Below are 11,687 nucleotides of genomic sequence, written 5' to 3'. Positions count from 1 at the left end.
GACGACATACTCATAGGTGGTGCCGGGAATGACCTGCTTAACGGAGGTCAGGGTGTCGATACCATGATTGGCGGTACCGGTAACGATATGTATATTGTCGACAATGCTGGAGATGTGGTGGTCGAAGGGCTGAATGCTGGTGTCGATCGGGTGCATACCCTGCTGAGTAGCTATACCCTGGGTGCCAGCCTGGAGAACCTGAGCTACGCCGGTACCGGGGCTTTCCACGGTATTGGCAACAGTTTGAACAACCAGATCACTGGGGGGGGCGGTAATGACATCCTCAGCGGTGGTAACGGCCTTGGTGACGACATACTCATAGGTGGTGCAGGGAATGACCTGCTTAACGGAGGTCAGGGTGTCGATACCATGATTGGCGGTACCGGTAACGATATGTATATCGTCGACAATGCTGGAGATGTGGTGATCGAAGGGCTGAATGCTGGTGTCGATCGGGTACATACCCTGCTGAGTAGCTATACCCTGGGTGCCAGCCTGGAGAACCTGAGCTACGCCGGTACGGATGCTTTTATGGGGACAGGGAACGGATTGGCCAACACCATTACTGGCGGCACAGGTAATGATGTGCTCACCGGTGGTGCCGGCAACGACACCCTGGTCGGCGGTCTCGGCAACGACACCTTCATGTTCGCCGCTGGCTTCGGTAACGACCGCATCCTGGACTTCGATGCCAACCCAACCGGCGGCCAGGATCTGCTCAATATCGCCGCACTGGGTGTGACCGCAGCCAATTTCGCCGCCAACGTGGCCATCGCCGATGTCGGCGCGGACACGCTGGTGACCATCGGTGCGGACAGCATCCGTCTGGTCGGTATCGCCGATGCGACCACCATCACCCAAACCGACTTCATCCTGGCGGTGTGAGGAGGCCTTCAGGGCAGTGCTAGCCACTAGCAGTTACGGAATGCGGTGCAATGCCGCATTCCGTATTTTCAATGTGAAAAGCTCTCAGTAGGTTGCACATCCACGGGTCGTGTTCTGGACGCGCGACCAGCACCGTCTGCCAGGCGATCCGGATTAACCTGAATAGACATGCCCGTCTTGGGCCGCGCGGTCGAGTGTTGCTTGTACAGCGCTCGCCGGTTTGAACCGCCGCCGGTGATCCGCCAAAAATAGTCTGACGCCGGGCGGACTGCTGCATCTGTACATCAAGAGACTTGGCTGCTTCTGAAACCCAAGTCACCGCATCACGGATGGCTGTCAGTGCGCAGGCGATGGAGCAGGAACGGGCAGAACGCTTCAGCGTCCAGCAGCTGACGGAACTGGTGCAGCTGCGGGCGTGGGCCCTGTGAGCGCACAGCGCCAGGTGCGGGGCTTTTCGCCGTATCCGCCAGCGGTGAGCGGCCAGCCCTGCGGGCTGCATTCGCCGCGGGTGCGGTCTCCTTCAAGACATCGCAGCTCTGTAGCCTGGATGCAGTCCGGGGCAGCGGTGGCGGTCGGTCCCCGGATTGCGCTGGCGCTTATTCGGGCTACGGAGTGGATCGTATCCGGGCGCCGCGTGGGCACCATGGACAAGTCAGTAGCATCGTTCGGGGCAGCTTTCCCTCTGGTTTGGCTGTGCGCCACAGATCGGGTTTTTGCCACCGTACAAGTGCCTGGAGCATTGATTTATACGGTCTTCTGATTGGGTGTTTAGAAGAAAATCTAATTTTGACAATGACTTGGGTTTTGCAATTGGTTCTTATGTCAGACCGACGGTAACTTGACAAGCATGCAGGCCGATACTTTAGTTCGTGTGTCACCACTAATAAAAGCTGATGAAGCGTGCTGCACAGAATTGCATCTGTGTTTATGTCAGCCAGCCAACACTGGACGGAGATCATGAGCAGAGTCTCGTTTCATTTCATGACCGCATTCATGCGGTCACCGTTTGGGCATTTCTTTGACCCTCATTTCCATGGGCCGCCTCGTGCCTGACGCTTGATGCCGAGCCTGGGCTAGGCATTGATGGGACAAATCCAACTCAAGTCGGACACTAATACGTTCAAGCGTATGAGTGCGGGCAGCATTTGGTCTTTTCCCAAGCATAACCAGACGATCTGAATTGCAACGCTGAGCCACGCCTTTGCGAGGGTTTCGTATGCACGTGGCTTCCTGTTTCTGCGCATTGAGCGCCGAATATTGAGGAATATGGAAATGGCCACTTTCATCAAATCCGATCTTGAGTTCATTCTTCAGCAGATCTTGATCGCAGAGGCCCACGCGGCTGGTGAGGATCTCCTCGATCTGTTGCCCAATACCGAAGTGGGATTTGGACTGCGTACCGTCGACGGGTCGTTCAACAACCTGATCGAAGGGCGCAGCCTGTTCGGTGCTGCCGACACGGTGTTCCCGCGCATGACGACGCCGGTGTTCCGCACAGCGGAGCAATTTGACCCGGATGGCCCGGGGCCGGCACTTCCGACGTCGACCTCCTATGCACAGATCAGCGGCCTGGTGGTCGACTCGCAACCGCGTATCATCAGTAACCTGATCGTCGACCAAACTCCGAATAATCCGGCAGCGGTAGCTGCTGCTGCGGGTAACGAGGGTTCTGCGACAGTCATGAGCCCCGGTCTGGACGGTATCTTCGGTACTGCCGACGATAAGGAAGTGCTGCTGATCCCGAACACCGCGCCGGACGAAGGTCTCTCGGCGCCGTTCAACCAGTGGATGACCTTCTTCGGCCAGTTCTTCGACCATGGCCTCGACCTGGTGACCAAAGGCGGCAGCGGCACGGTGTTCATCCCCCTGCAGCCGGATGATCCGCTGTTCAATCCGGCCCCTGGTGCACCGAACTTTATGGTGCTCACCCGCGCCACCAACCAGCCAGGACCGGATGGCATTCTCGGCACTGCTGATGATGTCCACGAGCACAGCAACACCACCTCGCCATTCGTCGACCAGAACCAGACCTACAGCTCGCACCCTTCCCACCAGGTGTTCTTGCGCGCCTATGAGTTCAACGGCTCCGGTGCGCCGGTAGCGACCGGGCGTTTGATCACCAACCGCGATCTGGGGCCTGATGGTCAATTCGGCACCGGTGACGATATAGAACTTGGTGGCATGGCCACCTGGGCGGTAGTCAAGGCGCAAGCGCGCGACATCCTCGGGATCAATCTGACCGATGCCGACTTCGACAACGTGCCGCTGCTTGCCACCGATGCCTATGGCAACTTCATCAAGGGTGTCAACGGCTTCCCGCAGGTGGTCATGGAGGGCAATGTGCTGGTTGAAGGCGACCCGACAGCCAATGGCGGGCTCGGGATCAGCCTGGACAATGCCATGCGCACTGGTCACCAGTTCCTCATCGATATCGCCCACAACGCCGTGCCTGTCGATCAGAACGGCAATATGCTCACTCCCGATGCCGACACGGTTGCCGGCGGGGCGGTAGCCGCAGGCACTTACGACAACGAATTGCTCGATGCTCACTACATCGCTGGCGATGGCCGGGTCAACGAGAACATCGGCCTCACAGCCGTGCACCACATCTTCCACTCCGAACACAACCGCTTGGTCGAGGTCACCAAGAATGTGATTATCGATTCCGGCGACCTGGCGTTCCTCAATCAGTGGCTGTTGACCCCTGTGGGCTCGGTTCCCGCCACACCCGACGGACTCGACTGGAACGGCGAACGACTGTTCCAGGCCGCCAAGTTCGGCACCGAGATGCAGTACCAGCACATCGTGTTCGAGGAGTTCGCGCGTACCATCCAGCCACAAGTCGATGCCTTTATCGACTTTGACGACACCATTGATCCATCGATTTTCGCCGAGTTTGCCCATACCGTTTACCGTTTCGGTCACTCGATGTTGACAGAGACCATCGACCGGCTAGACCCGAATTTTGCCTCCAGTGAAATTGGCCTGATTGCGGCCTTCCTCAACCCGCTGGAGTTCGCTGCCAGCGGCCCAACCCCTGACGCAGCTGCCGGTGCCATCATCCGTGGTGTGACCCGTCAGGTTGGCAACGAGATCGACGAGTTCGTCACCGAAGCCTTGCGCAACAACCTGGTCGGCCTGCCGCTCGACCTGGCTGCGATCAACATCGCCCGCGGCCGTGATACCGGCATTCCGTCGCTGAATGCTGCACGCCGGGAGTTCTTTGCCGGCACCGGTGACAACCAGTTGCGGCCGTACACCAGCTGGGCCGATTTCGTGCAGCACATCAAGCACCCGGAATCCTTGATCAACTTCATTGCGGCCTACGGCACCCATAGCTCGATCACCGGGGCCACCACGCTGGATGCCAAGCGTGCAGCCGCTGCGTTGATTGTGCTTGACGGCGTTGACGCGCCAGCAGATCGCCTCGACTTCCTCAACAGCACCGGAGCCTGGGCCAGCGGCCCTGATGGCGTGACCATCACCGGTCTGGACAATATTGACTTCTGGATCGGCGGCTTGGCCGAGGCGAAGATGCCGTTTGGCGGCATGCTCGGCTCGACCTTCAATTTCGTCTTCGAGACCCAGCTCGAAGCGCTGCAGGATGGCGATCGCTTCTACTACCTGCACCGGACCTTTGGGCTGAACTTCCTCGCCGAACTGGAGGGCAACTCGTTCGCCCAGTTGGTGATGAACAACACCGACGTGAAGCACCTGCCGGCCGTCATGTTCCTGACACCGGGGCTTATCCTCGAAGTCGATCCGTCCCTGCAGTTCGAGGCCGACCCTATCGGCGATGACCCGCTGATGCCGCTGGTGGTTCGCGACGACCCGGCAACCCCGGGCGTCGATACCAACTACCTGAAGTACACCGGCGATGAACATGTGGTGCTTGGTGGCACCGATGAAGATGACATCATCATTTCCAGCATCGGCGATGACACCCTGTATGGCGACGGCGGTAACGATCGCCTCGAAGGTGGTTATGGCAACGACGACATCCAGGGCGGCGACGGCGACGACATCATTACCGATATCGGCGGCGACGACGTGCTCAAGGGCGGCGACGGCAACGACGTGATCCAGGGCGGCAACGGCGAAAACCTGATCATCGGCGGTCGTGGTAATGACTTCATCGTGACCGGTGAGGACATTTCCGAGGTGATTGCCGGTGAAGGCGATGACTTCATTCTCGGCAGCCGTTTCAACGTGCAGATGGCCGGTAACGAAGGCAACGACTGGATCGAAATCGGCAGCCAGGATGGTGCCCCGGGCGACAACTTCGACCCCTTCGGCAACGACGCCATAATCGGTCATGACGTCTTCCTTGGCGACAGTGGCTTCGATGAAATGATCGGCGAGGGCGGCGACGACATCATGGTCGGCAGCGGCGGCCCGGACAAGATGAAGGCCATGTCCGGTTTCGACTGGGCCACCTTCAAGGACAGCCGTTATGGCGTGAGCGCGGACTTCTTCGCCAACGCCTTCAATGAAACCCCGCTGTCGCCGTCGATTGCGGCGATCACTACTAAATTCGCCCAGGTGGAAGGGCTCTCGGGTTCGGCCTTCGCTGATTTCCTGCGTGGCGACCATGCCGACGCGGCCGAGATCGCCAATGCTGGCGCCTATGGCAGCGTGCTCACCAACAACCATATCGACCTGATCAGCGGCCTGCGTGACTTCCTCGGCAGCGCTGCGGCTGGCCCGGATGGCATTCTGGGTAACGCCGACGACCAGTTCGGCGCCGGCAATATCATTCTCGGTGGCGATGGCAGCGACCTCATCGAAGGCCGTGGCGGCGATGACCTGATCGACGGCGACATTTGGCTCAACGTGCGCATCAGCGTGCGGCTGAATGTCAACGATGCCGGATCGGAGATCGCCAGCTACACCAGCATGAAGCAGATGATCCCCCTCATGCTCGACGGCACCTACAACCCCGGCCAGTTGGTGATCGTTCGGGAGCTTATGGAAGGCAATGGCGGCTTCGACACCGCCATGTTCACCGGCAACATTGAAGACTACATCATCACCAGAGACACCAGAGGCACTGCGGATGTCAGTGACGACATCTTTACCGTCACCGATACCTTTATCGACGGTGACGGCAGCGACCGCCTGACTAACATCGAGCGCTTGCAGTTCAACGATGGTGCATTGGTGCGTGATGAAACGGGTGCATTCGTCGATGAGATCCCGGGGGCCAATGTTGGCGGCCTGAATTTCGCGCCGGTAGGGTTAGTGGACGTCACCGGCACGCCGGCAGTGGGGCAGACACTGGTTGCTTCGGTTGCCAATGTATTCGATGGCGACAACGTCAGCTCGGACGATGCTGTTACCGGTCGCGTGACCTACTACTGGCAGGTCGAACTGGTGCCGGGTGATGGCTTCTTCCAGGACATCCTGATCTTTGGCGGCCTGCCTGCAGTCGGCCAAAGCTTCACCGTGACCGCTGATCTGCAAGGCCTGAGCATCCGTGCCCGGGCGGTCTATCAAGACGAGCATGGCGTGCTCGAAACTGTCGTCTCGGCTGCCAGCGCACCGGTGGGCGCCGGCACAGCGCCGGGTCCGGTGGCACCGCTGCCGGCTGAGTCGACCACCACCAGCCCCGGGATTCACCTGATCCGCTCCGACCTGCAGTTCATCCTCGACTCGATCAAGGTGGCCGAACGGCACGCCGCCGGTGAGGACCTGTTGTCCCTGATCCCCCATGAGCGCTCGCCTATCGGCCTGCGCACCGTCACCGGTGAGGATAACAACCTGCTATTCGGCCAGAGCCAGTTCGGGGCTGCGGATACGGTATTCCCACGGTTGCTGGATCCGGTGTTCAACGAAGCGGACCCCCTGGACGTCAATATGGGCGGTGATGGTGTAACGCCTACTTCATATGAGCAGACCAGCGGTTTCGTGCAGGACTCGCAGCCGCGCATCATCAGTAACCTGATCGTCGACCAGACTGCCAACAACCCGGCGGCGGTCGCTGCTGCTGCGGCAGCCTTGGCCCAAGGCTCGGCAACCGTATTGAGTCCCGGTCTGGACGGGATTTTCGGCACCGAGGACGATAAGGAAGTGTTCTTTATCCCCAACGTGGCACCGGACGAAGGCCTTTCCGCACCGTTCAACCCATGGATGACCTTCTTCGGTCAGTTCTTCGACCATGGTCTGGATCTGGTGACCAAGGGTGGCAGCGGTACGGTATTTATTCCGCTGCAGCCGGATGACCCGCTGTTCAATCCGGCCCCAGGGGCACCTAACTTCATGCTGCTGACCCGCGCCACCAATCAGCCTGGGGATGATGGCATTCTTGGCACTGCCGATGATGTCCACGAGCACAGCAACACCACCTCGCCGTTCGTCGACCAGAACCAGACCTATGGTTCACACCCTTCGCAGCAGGTATTCCTGCGTGCCTATGACGTGACCCCGGGTGGCCCGGTATCCAGTGGGCGCTTGATCACTAACCGTGATTTGGGTGATGGCATATTCGGCAACGGAGACGATACGGAAATCGGCGGCATGGCCACCTGGGCGGTGGTCAAGGCTCAGGCCCGTGACCTGTTGGGTATCAATCTGACCGATGCCGATGTGTTCGACATCCCACTACTGGCCACTGATCAGTACGGCAACTTCATCAAAGGCCCCAATGGCTTCCCGATGATAGTGCTCAAGCCTGAACACGTGGGTGGTCCATTGGATCTAGGGGGCGCTTTCGCCGGTCTTGCCGAAGGCAATCCTGCTACGCCGATCGATGCGTCCTTTGCGGTAAGCACCGGTCATCAGTTCCTTATCGATATCGCCCACAACGCCGTCCCGGTGGATGGCCAGACTGGTGCTCCGCTCTTGGCTGATGCCGACGATGTTGCCGGCGGGGCGGTAGCGGCTGGCTTCTACGACGACGAACTGCTCGACGCGCACTACATCGCCGGTGACGGCCGGGTCAACGAGAACATCGGCCTGACCGCCGTGCACCATATCTTCCACTCCGAGCACAACCGGATGGTCGAGCACACCAAGGATGTGGTGCTGGCAACTAACGATGTGGCCTTCATCAATGAGTGGTTGCTGACTCCGATCGTCTCGCTGCCGGTTGGCCAAGCGGCGATCGACGCCCTGGTGTGGAACGGCGAACGCTTGTTCCAGGTCGCCAAGTTCAGTACCGAGATGCAGTACCAACACCTGGTGTTCGAGGAATTCGCGCGCACCATTCAACCGCAGATCGACGTGTTTATCGGCCCGACTCAAGGCTACGAAACTGATATCGACGCCTCGATCGTTGCCGAGTTCGCCCACACCGTCTATCGCTTCGGCCACTCGATGCTGACCGAGACCATAGACCGCCTGGACCCGAACTTTGCCAGCAGCGAGATCGGCCTGATCGCCGCCTTCCTCAATCCGCTGGAGTTCGCCGCGAGCGGACCTACCCCGGATGAGGCCGCCGGCGCCATTGTTCAGGGTGTGACCCGTCAGGTCGGTAACCACATCGACGAGTTCGTCACCGAGGCGCTGCGCAACAACCTGGTTGGCCTGCCGCTCGACCTTGCCGCGATCAACCTGGCGCGTGGGCGCGACACCGGCATTCCGTCCTTGAACGCGGCTCGCCGCGAGTTCCACCAGATGACCGGTGACAGCCAGCTCAAGCCTTACACCAGCTGGGTCGATCTGCTGCAGAACCTGAAAAACCCGGCGTCGTTGATCAACTTCATCGCGGCCTACGGCACCCATGCCGAATTGCTCGCGGCTGACGTCGATACGCTTGCTGAAATGCGTGCGGTGGCGGCTGCCCTGGTGTTGGGCGGTAGTGCAGTGATCAATGCTGGTGGCGTCGGTGGAGTGGAAAGGACCTTCACCGCCGACGACGCGGATCGCATGGACTTCCTCAACAGCGTCGGCGCCTACGCCAGTCTGGCCGGAGGCATAACCACCACCGGTGTCGATGCCATCGACTTCTGGATCGGTGGTCTCGCCGAGGCCACCATGCCGTTCGGCGGCATGCTCGGTTCGACCTTCAACTTCGTCTTCGAGACCCAGTTGGAAGCCCTGCAGAACGGCGATCGCTTCTACTACCTGGATCGCACCGCCGGGCTGAACTTCGTCACCGAGCTGGAGAACAACTCGTTCGCCAAGATGATCATGAACAACACCAGCGCAACCCACCTGCCGGGTCTGGTGTTCCTGACTCAGGGGCTGGTCCTCGAGGTCGAGCAGGCGGCGCAGTTCAACGATGGGCTGGGCAACGCCGACCCGGACAGTGGCGACCCGCTGCTGCCATGGGTAATTCGCGACAATCCCAATACTGTGGGGCCGGATACCAACTACCTGCAGTACACCGGCGATGAGCATGTGGTGCTCGGCGGTACCGACGGTGCTGACATCCTTATCTCCAGCATCGGCGACGACACCATCTGGGGCGATGCCGGCAATGACCGTATCGAGGGTGGTGACGGCAACGACCTGATTCGCGGCGGTTCCGGCGACGACATCATTACCGACATCGGCGGCGACGATAACATCCAGGGCGACGACGGCAACGACGTCATCAGCTCCGGCAATGGCATCAACCTGATCCTTGGCGGCTTTGGCCAGGACTTCATTGTCACCGGCGAGGATAGCTCCGAGGCCTTCGGCGGTCCGGGCAACGACTTTATCCTCGGCAGTAACGCCAACGAGCAGGACATGGGCAATGAGGGTGACGACTGGCTCGAGCAAGGCAACCTCGACGGCAGTCCTGGCGACAACTTCGACCCGTTAGGGCTCGATCTGGTGGTCGGTAACGACGTCTATATCGGCAGTGGCCAGCCCGACATCATGAACTCCGAAGGCGGCGACGACATCATGGTCGGCAGCGCCGGCCCGGGGGACAAGTACATCGGGGCGTCCGGTTTCGACTGGGCGACCTTCAAGGATGATCCGATGGGTGTCGACATCGACCTCACCGTGCGTGCCATCGACACGGCACCAGGACCAGTGGCGGCCGGTATCCTGGCTCGCTTCAAGGAAGTGGAAGGCCTGTCGGGTTCGGTGCACAGCGACATCCTGCACGGCGACGATGCCGACGCAGCGATAATCGCCAACGCCGGTGCCCAGGGCAGCGTGTTGACCAATATCGCCCTGATCGACGGCCTGCAGGAACTGCTCGACAACGCCATGGGCACCAACGTGACCTCATTCGGCGCGGGCAACATCATCCTCGGTGGCGACGGCAGCGACATCATCGAAGGGCGTGGTGGTGACGACATCATCGACGGCGACCAATGGCTCAACGTGCGCATCAGCGTACGCGCCGGTGTCGATGCCAATGGTCTGCCGACCGGGGCTGAGATAGCCTCGTTCGACAGCATGGTGCCGATGATTCCGTTCATGCTCAACGGCACCTACAACCCCGGGCAGTTGCAAATCGTCCGAGAAATCCTGCCGGGCTCCGGCGGCTTCAACTTCGACACGGCTGCATTCACTGGCCTGCTGTCGGACTACACCATCCTGGAAACTGCGCCAGGCTCGGGCAACTACCTGGTCATTGACAACGTCGGTACCGACGGCACCGACCGGCTCAGCGGCATCGAGCGCTTGCAGTTCAACGATCAGTCGGTTGTTCTGGTCGATGGCTTGAACGCAGAAGCCGTAGGCCTGGCGTCGATCAATGACTTCACCCCCGAAGTAGGCTCGCTGCTGAGCGCAGGGGTAGAGGGCGTGACCGATGCGGATAACCCCGGCATCGGCTCCGTTACCGGCCCAGTGGGCTATTACTGGCAGGCCGACTTTACCGCTACAGGCCTGTACGAAGACATCGTCATCACCACCGGCGTGGGCACGGAGTTCGCGACCGGCAAGACCTTCCGGGTAACCGAGGACCTCGCCGGGCTGAGCCTGCGCGTCAAGGCCGTCTACCAGGACGCCAACGGCGTGCTGGAAACCGTGTTCTCGGCAGTGACTGACCCGGTCTCGACGGTGACCACCAACGACGCACCGGTCGGCACCATGCTGATCAGCGACACGACGCCGATAGTCGGCCAGCAACTGACCGCCACCCGCGCCTTCACCGACCCGGACGGCCCGGCCAATCCGGCGCTGGCCTACCAATGGCAGTCGGGTAGCGGCGGCGTCTTCAACAACATCGTCGGCGCTACCACAGCCACCTTCAGCCCGACCCTGGCACATGTCGGATTGCAACTGCGGGTGATGGTTACCTACACCGACGCTCTTGGAACGCTGGAAACGGTCACTTCGGTGGCGACGTCGGCGGTGGCTAGTGTGATCGTCGGTACGGCTGGGGATGATGTAATCATCGGGACCGCGCTTGATGATGAGATTCAGGGGTTGGGTGGTAACGACACGTTGAATGGTGCGGGAGGTAATGATGTTGTTGATGGTGGTGACGGCAATGACATCCTCAGCGGTGGCAATGGCCTTGGTGACGACATACTCATAGGTGGTGCTGGCAATGATTTGCTTAATGGAGGGCCAGGTGCCGATACCATGAGCGGTGGTACGGGTAACGATATGTATATCGTCGACAATACTGGAGATGTGGTGATTGAGGGGCTGAATGCTGGTGTCGATCGGGTACATACCCTGCTGAGTAGCTATACCCTGGGTGCCAACCTGGAGAACCTGAGCTACGCCGGTACCGGGGATTTCCACGGTATTGGCAACAGCTTGAACAACCAGCTCACTGGAGGGGGCGGTAATGACATCCTCAGTGGTGGCAATGGCCTTAGTGGTGACGACATACTCATAGGTGGTGCCGGGAATGACCTGCTTAACGGAGGTCAGGGTGTCGATACCATGATTGGCGGTACCGGTAA

General features: G+C 60.0%; 2 protein-coding genes. Both read left to right on the top strand.

Translation table 11 applies throughout. The features are described 5' to 3' along the window. Positions 1 to 885 (top strand): calcium-binding protein (locus BM315_RS23215; RefSeq protein ID WP_090505959.1); only part of this gene is annotated, 885 nt, incomplete at its 5' end. 1,272 nt (positions 886 to 2,157) lie between these two features. Next, positions 2,158 to 11,687 (top strand): peroxidase family protein (locus BM315_RS23210; RefSeq protein WP_141124019.1); only part of this gene is annotated, 9,530 nt, incomplete at its 3' end.

The sequence above is a fragment of the Pseudomonas borbori genome, assembly GCF_900115555.1.
GTDB classification, from domain to species: Bacteria; Pseudomonadota; Gammaproteobacteria; order Pseudomonadales; family Pseudomonadaceae; genus Aquipseudomonas; species Aquipseudomonas borbori.
The sequence above is the reverse complement of the archived record's forward strand: the minus strand, read 5'-3'. Positions and strand labels throughout refer to the sequence as shown.